The sequence below is a fragment of the Qipengyuania sp. NPDC077563 genome (genome assembly GCF_044901345.1).
In the GTDB taxonomy this organism is placed as follows: domain Bacteria; phylum Pseudomonadota; class Alphaproteobacteria; order Sphingomonadales; family Sphingomonadaceae; genus Qipengyuania; species Qipengyuania aestuarii.
Genome location: NZ_JBJDPC010000003.1, coordinates 53,229 through 68,717, shown reverse-complemented (window position 1 = coordinate 68,717; position 15,489 = coordinate 53,229). Strand labels below are relative to the sequence as shown.

At 64.8% G+C, this 15,489-nt stretch carries 18 protein-coding genes; 10 read left to right on the top strand and 8 right to left on the bottom strand.

Going from position 1 to position 15,489, the window contains the following annotated elements:
* Positions 1 to 26: 26 nt before the first annotated feature.
* A complete protein-coding gene (gene galU / locus ACI2I1_RS11380) occupies positions 27 to 905 on the bottom strand; it encodes a UTP--glucose-1-phosphate uridylyltransferase GalU (protein ID WP_404679221.1) in 879 nt (292 codons plus the stop codon).
* 124 nt (positions 906 to 1,029) lie between these two features.
* Here galU and murA point away from each other — a divergent pair, with 124 nt between their 5' ends.
* Together murA and ACI2I1_RS11370 are read left to right on the top strand one after the other, a co-directional pair.
* Complete coding sequence (gene murA / locus ACI2I1_RS11375) at positions 1,030 to 2,313, top strand: UDP-N-acetylglucosamine 1-carboxyvinyltransferase (RefSeq protein WP_221544046.1); 1,284 nt, start codon at positions 1,030 to 1,032, stop codon at positions 2,311 to 2,313.
* 70 nt (positions 2,314 to 2,383) lie between these two features.
* Positions 2,384 to 2,608, top strand: a complete 225-nt coding sequence (locus ACI2I1_RS11370) for a hypothetical protein (protein ID WP_221544047.1) — start codon at positions 2,384 to 2,386, stop codon at positions 2,606 to 2,608.
* A 16-nt stretch (positions 2,609 to 2,624) separates the two neighbouring features.
* Here the strand turns inward: ACI2I1_RS11370 and ACI2I1_RS11365 are convergent, their stop codons facing one another.
* A complete protein-coding gene (locus tag ACI2I1_RS11365) occupies positions 2,625 to 2,921 on the bottom strand; it encodes a ribbon-helix-helix domain-containing protein (protein ID WP_404679220.1) in 297 nt (98 codons plus the stop codon).
* 82 nt (positions 2,922 to 3,003) lie between these two features.
* Between ACI2I1_RS11365 and ACI2I1_RS11360 the strand changes: the two genes are divergently transcribed.
* Complete coding sequence (locus ACI2I1_RS11360) at positions 3,004 to 3,711, top strand: hypothetical protein (protein ID WP_404679219.1); 708 nt, start codon at positions 3,004 to 3,006, stop codon at positions 3,709 to 3,711.
* A gap of 60 nt (positions 3,712 to 3,771) precedes the next feature.
* Entirely contained in the window at positions 3,772 to 4,527 is a 756-nt protein-coding gene (locus ACI2I1_RS11355; protein ID WP_404679218.1) for a DUF4019 domain-containing protein, read from the top strand.
* A gap of 13 nt (positions 4,528 to 4,540) precedes the next feature.
* Here the strand turns inward: ACI2I1_RS11355 and ACI2I1_RS11350 are convergent, their stop codons facing one another.
* From ACI2I1_RS11350 to ACI2I1_RS11340, 3 genes are all read right to left on the bottom strand, one after another.
* Positions 4,541 to 5,152 carry an alpha/beta hydrolase gene (locus ACI2I1_RS11350; RefSeq protein WP_404679217.1) on the bottom strand — a complete coding sequence of 204 codons (612 nt, stop codon included), beginning with the start codon at positions 5,150 to 5,152 and terminating at the stop codon, positions 4,541 to 4,543.
* A 256-nt stretch (positions 5,153 to 5,408) separates the two neighbouring features.
* Complete coding sequence (phbB, locus tag ACI2I1_RS11345; RefSeq protein WP_404679216.1) at positions 5,409 to 6,134, bottom strand: acetoacetyl-CoA reductase; 726 nt, start codon at positions 6,132 to 6,134, stop codon at positions 5,409 to 5,411.
* Positions 6,135 to 6,270: 136 nt separating this feature from the next.
* Positions 6,271 to 7,038, bottom strand: a complete 768-nt coding sequence (locus tag ACI2I1_RS11340) for a hypothetical protein (RefSeq protein WP_404679215.1) — start codon at positions 7,036 to 7,038, stop codon at positions 6,271 to 6,273.
* 347 nt (positions 7,039 to 7,385) lie between these two features.
* Between ACI2I1_RS11340 and ACI2I1_RS11335 the strand changes: the two genes are divergently transcribed.
* From ACI2I1_RS11335 to holA, 4 genes are all read left to right on the top strand, one after another.
* Positions 7,386 to 7,835: a DUF3576 domain-containing protein gene (locus ACI2I1_RS11335; protein ID WP_221544052.1), complete on the top strand. Its 450-nt coding sequence runs from the start codon at positions 7,386 to 7,388 to the stop codon at positions 7,833 to 7,835.
* Between the two features lie 187 nt (positions 7,836 to 8,022).
* Positions 8,023 to 10,536 (top strand): leucine--tRNA ligase, encoded by a 2,514-nt coding sequence (gene leuS, locus ACI2I1_RS11330; RefSeq protein WP_404679214.1) that lies wholly within the window; start codon positions 8,023 to 8,025, stop codon positions 10,534 to 10,536.
* The gene (lptE, locus tag ACI2I1_RS11325) at positions 10,536 to 11,048 is read left to right on the top strand and encodes an LPS assembly lipoprotein LptE (RefSeq protein WP_224812622.1); all 513 of its coding nucleotides are present in this window, start codon (positions 10,536 to 10,538) and stop codon (positions 11,046 to 11,048) included. The genes leuS and lptE overlap by 1 nt, the downstream gene beginning before the upstream one ends.
* The gene (gene holA / locus ACI2I1_RS11320) at positions 11,045 to 12,088 is read left to right on the top strand and encodes a DNA polymerase III subunit delta (protein ID WP_404679213.1); all 1,044 of its coding nucleotides are present in this window, start codon (positions 11,045 to 11,047) and stop codon (positions 12,086 to 12,088) included. Before lptE ends, holA begins: the two co-directional genes overlap by 4 nt.
* A 33-nt stretch (positions 12,089 to 12,121) precedes the next feature.
* Here holA and ACI2I1_RS11315 read toward each other — a convergent pair whose 3' ends face one another.
* The 3 genes from ACI2I1_RS11315 to ACI2I1_RS11305 are packed head-to-tail and all read right to left on the bottom strand — an operon-like array spanning position 12,122 to position 13,984.
* The gene (locus ACI2I1_RS11315; RefSeq protein ID WP_224812620.1) at positions 12,122 to 12,676 is read right to left on the bottom strand and encodes an LptA/OstA family protein; all 555 of its coding nucleotides are present in this window, start codon (positions 12,674 to 12,676) and stop codon (positions 12,122 to 12,124) included.
* Entirely contained in the window at positions 12,673 to 13,341 is a 669-nt protein-coding gene (gene lptC / locus ACI2I1_RS11310; protein WP_224812619.1) for an LPS export ABC transporter periplasmic protein LptC, read from the bottom strand. The genes ACI2I1_RS11315 and lptC overlap by 4 nt, the downstream gene beginning before the upstream one ends.
* Before the next feature lie 25 nt (positions 13,342 to 13,366).
* Entirely contained in the window at positions 13,367 to 13,984 is a 618-nt protein-coding gene (locus tag ACI2I1_RS11305) for a ribonuclease D (RefSeq protein ID WP_404679212.1), read from the bottom strand.
* 171 nt (positions 13,985 to 14,155) lie between these two features.
* On the opposite strand from ACI2I1_RS11305, the gene ACI2I1_RS11300 reads away from it, so the two are divergent.
* Positions 14,156 to 14,854 carry a uracil-DNA glycosylase gene (locus tag ACI2I1_RS11300; RefSeq protein WP_404679211.1) on the top strand — a complete coding sequence of 233 codons (699 nt, stop codon included), beginning with the start codon at positions 14,156 to 14,158 and terminating at the stop codon, positions 14,852 to 14,854.
* Positions 14,855 to 14,977: 123 nt separating this feature from the next.
* Complete coding sequence (locus ACI2I1_RS11295) at positions 14,978 to 15,298, top strand: WYL domain-containing protein (RefSeq protein ID WP_221544059.1); 321 nt, start codon at positions 14,978 to 14,980, stop codon at positions 15,296 to 15,298.
* The last annotated feature ends 191 nt before the right edge of the window (positions 15,299 to 15,489 follow it).

Here is a 15,489-nt window from a genome sequence, read left to right as displayed (position 1 = left end):
CTTTTCCATGGTGTCAGTAATGCCCCTTATTGGGCGAGGAGCCGTTCTGCGATGGCGCGCACTTCGGCGCCCATGCCTTCACGTTCCAGGGCGAGCGCGAGCGTAGCTTCCACGAAGCCCGTCTTGTTGCCGCAGTCGTAACGGTTGCCGGCGAAGGTCACGGCGTGGAATGGCTGCGTGCCGATCATTTTCGCCATGGCGTCGGTCAGCTGGATTTCGCCGCCCGCGCCCTTTTCCTGATCTTCCAGGACGCGCATCACTTCCGGCTGGAGGATGTAGCGGCCCGAAATGATCTTGTTCGACGGCGCCTGTGCCACGGGCGGCTTCTCGACCAGGCCGGTGACTTCGGTCAGCGTGTCGCTGACCTCCTTGCCCGGTGCGATCACACCATAGCTCGACACTTCCTCTTCGGGGATTTCCAGCACCGAGATGAGGTTTCCGCCCACTTCCTCATAGGCATCGACCATCTGCTTCATGCAGCCGGGCGCGCCGATCATCAGCTCGTCGGGCAGGAAGATCGCGAAGGGTTCGTCGCCCACGATGGACCGGGCGCACCAGATGGCGTGGCCCAGCCCCAGCGGGACCTGCTGCCGGACCGACATGATGTCCCCGGGCGTGGCGCGGGTCGGGTCGAGGACGTCCATGTCCTTGCCGCGCTGGTCCATCGTCGTCTCCAGCTCGAAGGCGAGATCGAAATAATCCTCGATGGCGGTCTTGCCGCGACCGGTGACGAAGATGATCTGTTCGATCCCCGCTTCGCGCGCCTCGTCGACCGCATACTGGATCAATGGCCGGTCGACGATCGGCAGCAATTCCTTCGGAACGGCCTTGGTGGCAGGCAGGAAACGAGTGCCGAGCCCCGCGACGGGGAAGACGGCTTTCTTGATCGGTTTGCGCTGGCTCATGTGGTGATGGCGTACGCCCTGGGCTGGAACAGGTCAATTAGGTGGCGGTTCGTAACATCATGAAGGGGCGGGATGACAGATGGATGACGCTTGTCAGCAGCCCCGAGACATTTAAAGGCAGGGCATGGACAAACTCATCGTACGCGGCGGCAATCGCCTTTCGGGCACAATTCCCATCTCCGGCGCCAAGAATGCGGCGCTCACGCTTATCCCCTGCGCGCTGCTGACCGAAGAAGCGGTGACGCTGCGCAACCTGCCGCGGCTCGCCGATATCGACGGCTTCCAGCACCTGATGACGCAGTTCGGCGTTAGCCATACGATTCCGGGCAAGCGGCCCGAAGACTTCGGCCGCAACGTGACGCTGGAGGCGATGCGAATCACCAGTTCGGTCGCGCCTTACGATCTGGTGCGCAAAATGCGCGCCTCGATCCTCGTGCTTGGCCCGCTGCTGGCCCGCACGGGCGAAGCGACCGTTTCGCTGCCCGGCGGCTGTGCCATCGGCAACCGCCCGATCGACCTCCATCTCAAGGCGCTGGAGGCGTTCGGCGCCAATATCGAGCTGGCGCAAGGCTATGTGAAGGCCAGCGCTCCTGACGGCGGGCTGCCCGGCGGCGAATTCGACTTCCCCGTAGTCTCGGTCGGCGCGACCGAGAATGCGCTGATGGCGGCGGTCCTGTGCAAGGGCACCAGCGTGCTGCGCAATGCCGCGCGCGAGCCGGAAATCGTTGATCTGTGCAATCTGCTGACCGCAATGGGCGCCGAGATTGAGGGTGTCGGCACGTCGGAAATCACCATTCACGGCGTGAAGGCCCTCCACGGGGCGACCTATCGCGTCATGCCCGACCGGATCGAGGCGGGCTCCTATGCCTGTGCGGCGGCGATCACCGGCGGCGAAGTGCTGCTGAGCGGCGCGGATGCCGGGGACATGGGTTCGACGCTGCATGCGCTGCGCAACATAGGCGTCGAGATCGAAACGGTGAAGGAAGGCGTGAAGGTCGCGGCCAATGGCCCGCTCAAGGCCTATAACCTCACCACCGCGCCCTTCCCAGGTCTAGCCACCGATATGCAGGCGCAGCTGATGAGCCTTTTGTGCAAGGCCGAAGGCACCAGCGTGCTGAAGGAAACGATCTTCGAGAACCGCTTCATGCATGTGCCCGAGCTGGTGCGCATGGGGGCCGATATCGACACGACGGGCCGTACCGCCATCGTCAAGGGGCCGGTCGAGCTGACCGGCGCCGAAGTGATGGCGACCGATTTGCGCGCGTCGATGAGCCTGGTGATCGCGGGCCTTGCCGCCAAGGGCGAGACGACGGTGCGCCGCCTCTACCATCTCGACCGTGGTTACGAGCGGCTGGAAGAGAAACTTCAGCTGGTCGGCGCTGATATCGAACGGGTGGGCGATGACTGAGCAGATTCTGCGGACCTTTCGGCGGCCGCAACAGTTGGTTTGGTAACATCTATCCGAAAGGGAAGCAGACATGATTATCAAGCTCGCAGCACTCGGCGCACTCGGTTATGCCGGATATCGCTATTACGAGAAGAACAAGGTCGACCAGAACGGCGTGGCCTTTGCTGGCGGCGAACCCGAAGGCAGTTTCCGCAACGCCGGATCGGATGCCACGGCATCGCATGACCGCATGAGCACGACTGACGAAGCGCTCGACGAAACCTATCCGGCGAGCGACGCGACCGCGAAATACTAATCGCCTAGATCATAAATCAGGATGACAATTCCTGATCGGAACGGACGGCGGAAGCGATTTCGCCGTCCTTTTCATATCCGGGTACCAGCTCGGAGGTGACCAGCCACACGCGGATTGCGCCCGCCAGACCCGGCGGGGTCTCGCTCCTGATGCGTTCGGCATCGATCCGGGCGACCAGCGTGTTCACCGCAATCCCGCGCCGCGCGGCGGCTTTCTGCAACAGGTCCCAGAACACCGGTTCGAGGCTGATCGAGGTGCGATGGCCTTCGATACGCACGGAGTATTTGGCCGGTGGGTGGTAGGGCGTTGTCATTCGGGCGCTTTTGTAAGAGAGACTGTCAGACGGGACAATCCATCCTTTCGTTACAGGGCAGAGAGACGGTTCGGCGGGCAAGGTGAAAGAAACGCAGCATCAGGATGGCGACACGCCGCCATCGCTCGAAGGCGCTGCGCCTTTGCGGCCCCGCAGTTTTTCCGCCGAGGAACTGGCGGAACTCGAACGGCGAGAGCGCCTCGGGGGCTGGCTGATCCTCTTTTTCGCCGGCGCCGCGCTCGCCACGGGCGCGCTGGCCTTTTATCTCTTTGCCGACGACGTCGAGCAGAACGATGAATTCGTGCGTGCGGACCGGCCCGCGCAGACGGTGCAGCCCGCTGCCGAGGAAGAAGAGCCATTCCTGTGGGGCGGAGTCCTCCCCGAACCCAAAGAAGAGGCCGAACCGGAAGCCGAGGAACCGCCCGCCCCGCCCACCGGAAAGGCCCAGGCCCCAACGGGCGCGCGCAATAGCGAAACGCCCGTGCAGACCTTCAATTTCCCCGGACCGCCCGAGCCCGGCGATACGCCCCGTTTCAGCGGCCCGCGCCCCGGATCGGTCGACCGGGAAACCTCCCGCGCCCTGCGCAGCGGTGAGGCCGAGCTGTGGCGCGAGGATGGCCAGCGCGGCTATGTGCTGGTGAGCGATGCGGTGGTGTACGGCGACAGGGAATGCCGCCAGGTCAGCTACACGCTGTTCGCCGATGGCGGACAGCGCACCTCACCCTCCAGCCAGTGGTGCCGCACCCGCGGCAGTGCGCGGTGGCGGCCGGACCCGCGCGGCGCCGAATAGCGAGCGCCTACGAATTTTTTGGGGTGGCTAGGCCAGATGGCGGGGCATAGGCAGGGCGGAATGACGCCGGCCTCTTCCAAACCCCGCCACGGCCTTGAGGAACTGACCGAAAAGGAGAAGGAAACCCTTCGCCTGATGGCCCGCGGCCACGATGCGAAATCGATGGCGAGAGAGCTTTCGCGCTCGGTCCACACGATCAATGAACGGCTGCGTGTCGCCCGCCGCAAGCTCGACGTGACCAGCAGCCGCGAGGCGGCCCGCCTACTGTTCGAAAGCGAGGCCGATGCCTACAAAAACCCTGTATACGAAAGTTTGCGGGATGCCGAAGCACGGCAAACAAGCGAGTTACCTCCCACTACCAAACCGGCCCGCAACCGGGCCATCCTGATCGGAGGTATTCTCATGTCCTTACTCGCTGCCGCGCTATTTCTGGCGACCCCCATCATGGTCGAGGAAGCAGGTTCTCCCGCATCCGAAACCACGGCGCGCGATACTGCGGTCGAAGCGGCTGCCCGCAACTGGCTGGAGCTCGGCGATGCCGGCAACTGGCAGGCCAGCTTCGATGCGGCCGGCGAAAGCTTCCGCACGGCGAATACTGTCGAAGGGTGGACCGACGCTTCGGAAGATGCGCGCGTCCCGCTGGGGGCGGTGATTTCGCGCAACCTTGCCACGGTGCGCTTCCTCAACGCGCCGCCTAGCGGTTTCATGGAGGTCACTTTTCACACGCGGTTTGCCAACAAGGCCGATGCTGTCGAGACCGTGACGCTGGTGAAAGAAGAGGGGCAGTGGAAAGTGGTTGGTATCCTGATCGACTGACCGGCGCTCGTCGCTACGACTGCTTTCCCTCCATCGCTGCCCACAGCCGCTCGGCAAGCTGGTCGAGCGGCACCCAGTGCTTGCCGCCGCGCAAATTGATCACCGTGACATTGTCGCCGCCAGCTTGTTCGAGCAGGGCCGCCGCCGATGGGTCGACGACATCGTCCTCGCTGCCGTGGAGCAGCAGGACGGGTTCCTCCACGCGGCGCATCGCAGCGCGATTGTCGTAGCGGTCCTTGACGAAGGCCCGCGCCAGTTTCGGAACCATCGATCTGAGATCGGTAAAGGCGCCCAACGTCGCGACCGCTTCGACCTCGTGCCGCGCGGCCATTTCCAGCGCCACGGCCCCGCCGAGCGAAAATCCGAAAAGATAGAGCCGCTTGTCTGGATGCAATTCGCGCGCCTTGGCGATCCACGCCTCGGCATCGCGCATCAACCCTTCCTCGCTCGGCTTGCCGGGATTGTCGCCGAAGCCGCGATAGGAAGTGACGAGAACCCCGCGCCCGCCGATGCGCAGGGGCTCGGCGCGGGCTGCCATGACGAGATGATTGTAGGAATTGCCGTGGAAGACGATGACCAGCTGGTCCACGGGCGCGGCTGACGGCCAATAGGCACCTTCGAGCACCAACCCGTCTTGCGTCCGGGCCGAAATCGTCTCGGGCGGGTCACCGCGAAAGGATACTTCGGTATCCTCCAGGGCGACGGGTTCCTAAATCCGGTCCGCAACCGGATTGGCCAGAACCGGGGCGGCAGCGAGGCAACACAAGAATGCACCGCAAGAAACGAGGGGTGCCGATGCTGCGATCCGTGCCATTGCCTTCACTCGCTACTCCCGCCCGCCGCATCCGGTTGCGACCGAAGCCGCACCGCCAATACAGCCATCAATACATATGCTGTCCGCCATTGATGCTCATCGTCGATCCGGTGACGAATTCGCCATGCTCGGAGACGAGGAAGCTCACCCCGCGGGCGATCTCGCTCGCCTTGCCGAGGCGGCCGACTGGGATCTTGGCGACGATCTTTTCCAGCACCGGTTCGGGCACGGCAGCGACCATGTCGGTGTCGATGTAACCCGGCGCGATGGCATTGACCGTGATGCCGAAGCGCGCGCCTTCCTGCGCCAGCGCCTTGGTGAAGCCGTGGATCCCGCTCTTGGCGGCGGCATAATTGACCTGGCCATACTGGCCCGCCTGTCCGTTGATCGACCCGATATTCACGATCCGGCCCCAGCCGCGTTCCTTCATTCCGGCGAAGGTCGCCTTGGCCATGTTGAAGCAGCCGCCCAGATTGGTGCGCATGACCGCATCCCAATCGTCATAGCTCATCTTCAGCAGCGTGCCGTCACGCGTGATCCCGGCATTGTTGACCACGATCTCGATCGGGCCGTGTTCGTCCTCGACCTTTTTGCAGGCGGTCTGCACCGCATCGAAGTCTCCGACGTCGAATTTTACTGTCGGAATGCCGGTCTCGTCGGAGAATTTCTTCGCCGCTTCGTCATTTCCGGCATAATTGGCGATCACGGTGCATTGGCGCTCGTCGCGTAATCTTTCGCAGATGGCGCGGCCGATTCCGCGCGTACCACCCGTCACAATCGCAATACGTCCCATCCAATCCTCTCCTCGCAATTTTTCGCGCTGTTTGGAGTAGCCTTACGCAAGATTACGACAGCGTAAAGACAATGCGCACACCGAGGGGCGAGGATTCAATCGTATTCGTGCTGGAAGAGCCGCGCGGAGCGGAAGATCAGAAGCGGATCTGCGTTCCGACATAGACCGCCTGATCATCCTCGATCCCGTCGGTAAGCGGGTTGAGGCGGTCGCGTTCCTGCGACAGGCGGACACCGGCCGTCACATCGAGATTGCGGCTCAGGCTGTATGCGCCGCCCAGATCGACACGCTGCGAACCGGCACCTTCGACCGTCAGCGGAGCCGTACCGGCGTTGTCGCGGTTCTGCAGCGAGATGCGCGATTTGAAGCGGCTCGGTTTGCCGTCATCATCCGAATCGTCGAAGCTGCGCAGGTCGGGCATGGCGAAATCTTTCACCTTGTCGCCGATATTCGCGGCCGCAACGCTGCGGGTCGGCTGGGCGAAGCTCTGATAGCCGCGAGCGATGCCGAGATTGTAACGCGCGGCGACCATGGACAGTCCGCTGTCGGGGCCGGCGCTCTTGGCCAGGGTTTCTGCCGGGCTGCGGCCGGACAGCGTGCGGGCGGTTGCCGCGTCCACGCGGACCGCGAAGTTCACCGTCCGCTCACGCGCCGGGGCCGGTTTGTTGGCGGGGGTGAAGCGTAGGGCATCCTTGCCCACCAGCTTGGCCACCTTCTGCGCCAATTCGGGATCGACACCGGCGGGCGTGAAGGACATGAACTCCGTGGCTGCGGGCTGGACCGAATCGCTCTGCACCGAGGAAACGGCCATGCCGGCGCCGGGAATGGCGAGAGCCAGACCGGCAACAGCAAGCAGCGCCGGCGCGAACCGACCCTTACCTGTGCTGTTTCTGGACTTGCCCATCGAACGCCTCTCTGCCCCTATCGCGGTGTTCGTACCGTTATACCACGGTATCCGCTTAATGGTTCCCGAACATCGCAACACATGTTTTCATGTAAGCGACTCCGGTATTTCAGAAGATTAGGTCTTCGATCCGAATAATTCCAGCTTTTCCACAAGCATCGCCCTTTTGGCGCAAATAGTGTTGCCCTGCGCACACAGGGTGCCGCTTGCGAGGGCGGCGATTAAGGACGCATTCACGCGTCCGGTAGTGTCTGTGCGCGTGGCCCGGCGGGGCAAAGGCAGTGCTTGCCCCCGCCTGTCCAGCCATTATAGAGCCGCAACGACATATTCCGATCCAAGGACCGTTCATGACCGCATACCGTAATCTCCGCCGTCCCGCCGCCATCGCCCTTGTCGGCGTGGCCAGCATCGGCCTTGCGGCATGCAGCAGCGGCAATCGTCCGCAGGCCGATCTGGCCGCGGCGCAGGTGTCGACCATCGGCGTGAACTCCTATCTCTGGCGCGCCAGCCTCGAAGCGGTCAGCTTTGCCCCGCTGCTGCAGGCCGACAGCGCCGGCGGCGTGATCGTGACCGACTGGTATGCCAATCCCGGCAATCCGGGCGAACGGGTGAAGATGACCGTCTCCATCCTCGACACCGACCTGCGCGCCGATGCGCTGCGCGTCGCCGCCAGCCGCCAGGTCAATCAGGGCGGCACCTGGGTCGATGCGCCGGTACAGGCCGCCACCGTGCAGAAGCTGGAAGACATCATTCTGACCAAGGCGCGCGAACTGCGCCGTCAGACAATCTCCAACTAATTCGGCCGATAACGGCCTGCAAACCGGCAATCTCTGCGCTTCCGGCGCTCACGACCTTTAAGGTCGCTGCGCTCCGGTTCACGCGCTTACCAATTTTGACCAAGGTCATCTAAGATTCCGGCTCGTTCTAGGCCGAATTGGCTTTGAACGCCTTCCATTCGCGCCTGAAATCCTTACAGGCGTGCGCATGAGTGACACCCGTTTCAATCCGGCCGCGGCCGATGCGCGCTGGCAATCCGCATGGGACGAGGCGCAGACCTTCCGCGCCGACAGCGATTCGCCCAAACCCAAGAGCTACGTGCTCGAGATGTTCCCCTATCCTAGCGGGCGCATCCACATCGGCCATGTGCGCAATTACACGATGGGCGACGTGCTGGCGCGCTTCAAGAAGGTGACCGGGCACGAAGTGCTTCACCCGATGGGCTGGGACGCTTTCGGCATGCCCGCGGAAAACGCGGCGATGGAAAAGGGCGTGCACCCGGGCGGCTGGACGCGCGACAATATCGAACACATGAAGGCGCAGCTGAAGCGCCTCGGCTTCGCGCTCGACTGGTCACGCGAACTGGCGACCTGCGAGCCCGACTATTACGGCCACGAACAGGCGCTCTTCATCGATCTCTACGAAGCGGGGCTCGTCTACCGCAAGGAGAGCGAGGTCAATTGGGACCCGGTCGACATGACCGTGCTCGCCAACGAACAGGTGATCGACGGCAAGGGCTGGCGCTCGGGCGCCGAGGTCGAGAAGCGCAAGCTGAACCAGTGGTTCCTCAAGATCACCGACTTCGCCGAGGAACTGCTCGAAGGGCTGGGCAGCTTGGAAAACTGGCCCGACAAGGTCCGGCTGATGCAGGAAAACTGGATCGGCAAGTCCAAGGGGCTGGAATTCAGCTTCGACCTGTCGAACGGCGAGAAACTGCCTGTCTACACCACGCGGCCCGACACGATCTTCGGCGCGAGCTTCGTCGCCGTCGCTGCCGATCATCCGGTGGCGCAGGGGCTGGACAGCGATGAAGTGCGCGAGTTCATCGCGCTGTGCAAGAAGGGCGGCACCACTGCGGCCGAACTGGAAACGGCGGAGAAGCTCGGCTTCGATACCGGCATCACGGCCAAGCACCCCTTCACCGGCGCGGACCTGCCCGTCTATATCGCGAATTTCGTGCTGATGGATTACGGCACCGGCGCGATCATGGCGGTGCCGGGGCACGACAGCCGCGACTTCGAATTCGCCACCAAATACGGCCTGCCGATCCCGCGCGTGGTCGCGCCGAGTGTCGAGCAGGCGGACAAGCCCTTCGAAGGAGGGGCCGAGGCCGGAGAGGGCGTGATCGTCAATTCCGACTTCCTCGACGGGATGGAAGTGGAGGACGCCAAGCGCGAGATCATCGCCCGCATCGAACAGCAGGGCCGGGGGACAGGCAAGACCGTCTGGCGCCTGCGCGACTGGGGCGTGTCGCGCCAGCGGTACTGGGGCACGCCGATCCCTTTCATCCACTGCGAAAAATGCGGCGTGGTCCCGGCGCCCAAGGACAGCCTGCCGATCACGCTGCCCGAGGATGTCGACTTCCAGACGCCCGGCAACCCGCTGCTGCGCCACGCCACGTGGAAGCATGTCGACTGCCCCACATGCGGCGGCAAGGCGGAACGCGAGACCGACACGCTCGATACCTTCGTCGATTCCAGCTGGTATTTCCTGCGCTTTGCCAGCCAGCCTGCCGATAAGCCCTTCGACAAGGAAGAGGTCGCCAAGTGGCTGCCGGTCGAACAGTATATCGGCGGGATCGAGCATGCGATCCTGCACCTGCTCTACGCCCGCTTCTGGACCCGCGCGCTGGCGCATATGGGCCAGATCGAGGTGAAGGAGCCCTTTGCCTCGCTGTTCACGCAAGGCATGGTCACGCATGAGACCTACAGCCGCAAGGACGGCAGCAAGACGCTCTATTACGCGCCCGACGAGATCAGCCGCGAGGCCGAGCGTGCGCTGCTGAAGGCCGATGGCGGCGAGGTCGAGATCGGCCGCGTCATCAAGATGTCGAAGTCGAAGAAGAACGTCGTCGATCCCGACACCATCATCGACACCTATGGCGCCGATGCGGTGCGCTGGTTCATGCTGTCCGACAGCCCGCCCGAGCGCGACCTGCCGTGGTCCGAAGCCGGGATCGAGGGCTGCAGCCGCTTCGTGCACCGCTTGTGGCGCCTCTTCTCGGCCCATGAGCCGCAGGCGCAGGGCGAGGACAAGGCGCTCGAGCGCAAGACCCACCAGACCGTGGCCGCCGTGGCCGAGGATATCGAGGCGCTGGGCTTCAACAAGGCCGTCGCCCGGATTTACGAGCTGACCGGAGCGGTCGAGAAGGCCGCCCCTTCCGCCAGCCGGTCCGCCGCGATCCGCAGCCTCGTGCAGCTCGTCGCCCCGATGATGCCGCATCTCGCCGAAGAGGCCTGGGCGGGCATGGGCATGGACGGCCTGGTGGCCGATGCCGCCTGGCCCGAGGTCGATCCCGCGCTGCTGGTGGAAGACGAAGTGACCATCGCGGTCCAGCACAAGGGCAAGCTGCGCGACACGCTCACCGCGCCCAAGGGCACGCCTAAGGAAGATCTGGAAGCCATGGCGCTGGCGTCGGAAAAGGTGCAGCGTTCGATCGACGGGGCAGAAGTGCGCAAGGTCATTGTGGTGCCCGACAGATTGGTGAATATCGTCACCTGATGCGCCAGTCTTTCGCCCTCTCGCTCGCCCTGCCGCTCGCCTTCGCGCTCGGCGGCTGCTCGCTCCAGCCCATGTATGCCGGCGGCGGCAGCGGCGCGGTCGCGCAAGGTCTCGCCGCGGTCGATGTCCCCCCGATCGAGGGCAAGGCCGGCTGGCTGGTGCGCAGCGCGCTCAACGACCAGCTGGGCGCGGCGGGCACGGGCGAGTTCCGTTACCGGCTCGAAGTGCGGCTGGACGACAGCCTCGAAGGCCTCGCCGTGCTGGCCGACGATACCGTCAGCCGCGAACGCCGCACCCTGCGCGCGCGCTATCAGCTGGTCGATTCGGCGACCGGGGCGATCCTGCTCGATGCGACCGAGGGCGTGGATGCCGGGATCGACGTGGTCTCCAGCGAATATGCCGTGATCGCGGCGGAAAACACCGCGCTCGAAAATCTCGCTGTCGAAATATCCGACCGGATCGTGACCCGCGTGGCCGTGGCGCTTCGTGAAAGGGCGCAGGGCGAACGGTGAAACTGACCGGCAAGGATTTCGCTGCCAAGGCGCGCGATGTGGCCGCCAGCTGCGGCGTCTTCTTCTTCTGCGGGCAGGACGAGGCCGGCGCCAGCCAGGCCGCCAACGACATGGCCGCCATGCTGCCCGATCCGGGCGAACGGGTGGAAATCCCCGGCGCCGAACTGCGCGCCGATCCGGCGAAGCTGGGGGACGAGGCCCGCTCCAGCTCGCTGTTCGGGGATACGCGCCATATCTGGTGCCGCGTGGCGGGCGACGAGGCGCATGAGGCGATCAAGATCCTGCTGGAAACGGGCGACATGGGGGCGGGCGAGGCCTGCCCGGTGATCGTCGTCGCCACCTCCGCCACCGACAAATCGCGCACCGCCAAGCTGCTGGAAAAGCGGAAAGATGCGGTGGTGGCCATGTTCTATCCGCCCGATCTGCGCTCGGTCACGCAAAGCGTGCGCGCCATGGGCGATGCGGCGGGCGTGCGGCTGGATGGCGCCGTGGCCGAACGCATCGCGCGCGCGGCCAATCTCGACGTGCGGCTGGCGCAGAGCGAGGTGACCAAGCTCGCCACCTATCTCGACGGCAGCCCGCAATCGCCGCGCCCGGCGGAAATGGAACATCTCGACGCCGTGGGCGCGGCGAGCGAGGAGGACGGTTTCGCCGGGCTCGTCAACGCCGTGCTGGCGGGGCAGGGGCCCAAGGTGGCGCAGGAAATCGCGCGGATGAAACAGATCGGGCTGAACCCGGTCGGCACGCTGCTGGCGATCGAACGGCGCGCGGCGCAGCTGGCGCGGATTTCCGCCGCGCTGGGCAATCGCCGCTATCAGGATCTCGACAAGGGCGAGAAGGCGCGGCTGGGCATCTTCTGGAAGGAAGAACGCGACATTGCCGAACAGGTCCAGCGCTGGCGCGGCCCCAAGCTCGACCGGCTGACCCTGCGGCTCACCGAACTGCACCGCGAATTGCTGACCAACAGCCAGGCGTCGGAATTGCTGCTGGCACAGGGGCTGACCGGCATCGCCCGCGTGGCCGGAGCCGGTCGCCGCTAGAGCCCGGCGTTAGAACTGGCCGTTAAAGCGCGCTCAGTTTTCGGGGACGGAGAACGATCCGGTCACGCGCCCGCCCGAAGAAGAACTGTTGCCGGTCACGCCCGACGATCCGCTGGCGCGGCCATCCACGCTCGACACGCCGCTGGCCAGGTCGATCACCAGCCGCCCGCCGTTCAGCGTATCGCCGCCGCGGTTCAGGCGGACATTGCCCGCCATGGTTATGATCCGGCGGTTGAAATCGTAGACCGCCGTATCGCCGCGCGCGCGTTCGTTGCCGCGCGTCACATTCACGCCGCCGGTGGCCATGATCCGCTGGATCTTCAGGCTGCCCGCGTCGGAATAGTTCACGATGGTGCGCGCCGCGTTGAGATTGAGGCCGCCCTGCGTGATCTCGACATTGCCCGACAATACCACGCGGTTCTGCCGGTCCTGCAATTCGATCCGGTCGGCGGCATAGGATACCGGCGCGTTGGAATTGTGCCCGGCGATCGCCTGGGCGGACAGCTGGATGCCGCCCATTGCGGCCGCGGTCAGGGCAAAGCCCGCCAGTGCGCTCTTCGCCATGGTGGGGAACTGGCTCTTGATCATGGCATCCTCAGCTTTCCGGGTTCCATGCGCAGCCGCGCATTGCCGGTCAGGGTAACAGTGCGTTGGTCGAGATCGGCATCGAGCCGGTCGGCGCGGAACGTGCCTGCCGGAACCGCGCCTTCGACGCCGCCCGATCCCTCTAATGTCTTGTCTTTCAGGTCGAGCGAGACGCCGCTCGCGCGCATGCGATAGCCGTCGGCGGCGGCCATCGTCATGGTGCCGTTCACATCGACCACATCATCGCGGATATCGTATTGCCCGCCGGGCGCTTCCACCCGCGCGGGGCCTTCGCTCATCAGCAGGCGGGCGACCAGCTCGTCGAGCCGGACGATCCCCTCCACGCTCGATTTCTGGACCGCTTCCCCCGCCGTCAGCGAGAAGGGGCGGCCCTGCGCATCCTGTCCGCGATACAGCGCATTGTCGACGCGCAGCCGTTCCTGGATCACCGCCACTTCATTGCGGTCGAGCAGGAAGCTGATTTCGCCGCGCGGGCTCAAGGGGGTGATGATCATCAGCGCGGCAACGATCCCCACGCCCATCGGCAGGAACCGCGCGAGGAAGCGCACCAGCCGGTCATGGCTGCCGCCGGGCGCAGCGAAATGCTGGCGGCGCGAGCGTAATTGCTGCGCCTCCTGCGTTTCGATCCTGCGCTTGCCGATGGCCATGATGGGGTTGGTGCTCCGCTAAGCCTTACGCGTGGCTGAAGATGTCGTGATCGGCCCAGCCGAGGATATCGAGATGGGCGCGCGTGGGAAGGAAATCGAAACAGGACTGCGCCAGTTCCATGCGGCCTTCGCGTTCGAGGCGGCGATTGAGCTCTTCACGCATCCGGTGGAGGAAGCGCACGTCGGAGGCGGCATAGTCGCGCTGCGCCTGGTTGAGTTCCGGCCCGCCCCAGTCGGACGATTGCTGCGCCTTGGAGATATTCTCGCCCAGCAATTCCTCGACCAGATTCTTCAGGCCGTGGCGGTCGGTATAGGTGCGGACCAGCTTGCTGGCGATCTTGGTGCAATAGCAGGGCGCCGCCGTGACGCCGAGGTAATATTCGATCGCGGCCAGGTCGAAGCGGGCGAAATGGAACAGCTTGAGCCGGTCCGGATCGGCCAGCGCGGCCTGCAGATTGGGCGCGTCATAGTCGCTGTCCGGCGCAAAGCGGACGAGATGCTCGTCGCCATTGCCGTCGCTGATCTGGACGACGCACAGCCGGTCGCGCGTGGTGACGAGGCCCATGGTCTCGGTATCGACGGCAACGGGGCCATCGGCGAGGACGCCTTCGGGAAGGTCTTCTTCGTGGAAATGAACTGCCATGTCGGCGGCTTTAGGGTTCGCAGAGGGAACTGGCAACGGACCTTCGTCACTTCGCTCGCTGCTCGGGCTGGGGCTTGGGCGCCATAGCCCGGATGCCTGGACCCGGGTGATCGGGGATTGGTGGACCGGGGCGGCTGGTCCTGCCGCGCCGGGACGGGCAAACAGCATGTCATGACCGATCCCGTGCCCGATAGCTGGAAGCCCGCCCTCGATCCCGTTCTGGCCGCGCCCGAAGCGCGCGCGCTGGGCGGCTGGCTGAGAGAGCAGGAGGCATCGGGCAAGGTGGTCTATCCCCCGCGCGGATCGCGGCTGAAGGCGCTGGAACTGACCCCGCTGGACGCGGTGAAGGTCGTGATCCTGGGGCAGGACCCCTATCACGGGCCGGGGCAGGCGATGGGCCTGTCCTTCTCCGTGCCCCAAGGCGTGAAGCTGCCGCCGAGCCTGCGCAATATCTACAAGGAACTGGCCGCCGATCTGGATGTCGCGCCGCCCCAGGACGGCGATCTGACGCCATGGGCGCGGCAGGGGGTGCTGCTGCTCAACAACACGCTGACCGTGGAGCAGGGGCAGGCGGGCAGCCATGCGGGGCGCGGCTGGGACGCGATCACGGATGCCTGCGTGGCGGCGGTGGCGGCGCGCGATGTGCCCAGCGTCTTCATCCTGTGGGGGAGCCATGCGCAGGCCAAGGCGAAACGGATCGCGGGCCTTGGGGCGGCGCGCAGCGGGGCGGGGCCGCATCTGGTGATCGAAAGTGCGCATCCCAGCCCGCTGTCGGCGCATCGCGGATTCTTCGGCTCCAAACCCTTCAGCCGGGCGAATGAATTTCTGCAAAAGCACGGGCGGGGGCCCGTGGACTGGGCCGCCCGCTGATCGAAAATGGGCGCGGTCTGAGCGAAACTTGTGGTGGCCTGATGGAAACTATCGGCTGCATAAAATTGTGACCGCTACCATTAAGCGATTGCATTTTCGGCCCGGATGGTGTGGTTTTGTGCAATGCAGCATCAATCTTCCTTCGAATTCGTCCAGGCGGTGCTGGGCGAGGCCATGCGCGAACGCACCATGATCAGCGCCACCTACAACTCCAGCACGCTGAAGCTGGCGCCGCACCAGATCGTGCTGCGCAACAACGCTTTCTATCTGGGCGCGGTCAATCCGAACAAGAGCCGCCGGGTCGATGAAGATCCCGCGCTCGGCTATTTCAAGATCGATGGCCTGTCGGATATCGCGCTGACCCGGGAAGGCTTCGATCCGATCCCGGCGGAAAATTGCGCCCCGGTGCGCGAAGGCGATCAGGTCATCGTCGCCATTCACTGAGGCTTCGGCTGCTGGCCTGCCGATGGCGGCAGGTGGGTGAAGGGGGGGCGGCAGGGCCTTGGCTCCTGCTGGTTCGGCGTCCCGGCACGGGTGTCCGGCACTGCGACACCCGATCAAGTGGGTGTTCGGAGCCTTTTCCGGAACACTCCAGCGGCGGCAGAAGGGGCTGCCAGCGCAGGCCGCTTCCTGCC